General features: G+C 60.8%; 1 protein-coding gene. It reads left to right on the top strand.

Features of this window, described 5'->3' with window-relative positions:
* Positions 1-111: 111 nt before the first annotated feature.
* Positions 112-462 carry a hypothetical protein gene (locus H483_RS27555; RefSeq protein ID WP_017836525.1) on the top strand — a complete coding sequence of 117 codons (351 nt, stop codon included), beginning with the start codon at positions 112-114 and terminating at the stop codon, positions 460-462.
* The last annotated feature ends 13 nt before the right edge of the window (positions 463-475 follow it).

Below are 475 nucleotides of genomic sequence, written 5' to 3'. Positions count from 1 at the left end.
TGGTGTGGCTACCGTCCTGAACTAATCAAGGCACTGATTCACACTAGTGCCACTAGTTGACCGTGTGGCGCATGTGGCGCATGTGCGGGAACGCCACGCTAGGGTGCAGTAATGATCGTTCGTGGCGCCCTCACTCATCTGCACACCACAACGCTCGCGACCAAGCGCGGCTCGACACAGCTGACCTGTATGCGAGTCCTCGATGACCATTCCCGAGTGCAACACGGCGGACAACCCGGTGCCCGCCACTCCCCCACTCGCTACGAGGTTCAGTTCCTCGACTCGAAGCTCTTCGAGTGGTCAACAACTCTCGCGTCGCAGTTCAGGATTGGCGACGAGGTCTTGGTCTACGCAGAGGACGCCATCAGAGTGCGAGACGCAGCCGAACGCGAACCGACGCTAATCGTCTACGGCATCGACGTGGGCCACGCAACGCTGCCCCTGGCCCGCAGAACGGAATAGCTCTGGTGGGTGG

Source organism: Dietzia sp. UCD-THP (assembly GCF_000349585.1).
Classification (GTDB): domain Bacteria; phylum Actinomycetota; class Actinomycetes; order Mycobacteriales; family Mycobacteriaceae; genus Dietzia; species Dietzia natronolimnaea_A.
This window is presented reverse-complemented; position numbering and strand designations above follow the sequence as displayed.

Bases quoted from the DNA above. Each gene is read 5' to 3' on its own strand.
- H483_RS27555 (WP_017836525.1), top strand. From the start codon at position 112: ATGATCGTTCGTGGCGCCCTCACTCATCTGCACACCACAACGCTCGCG.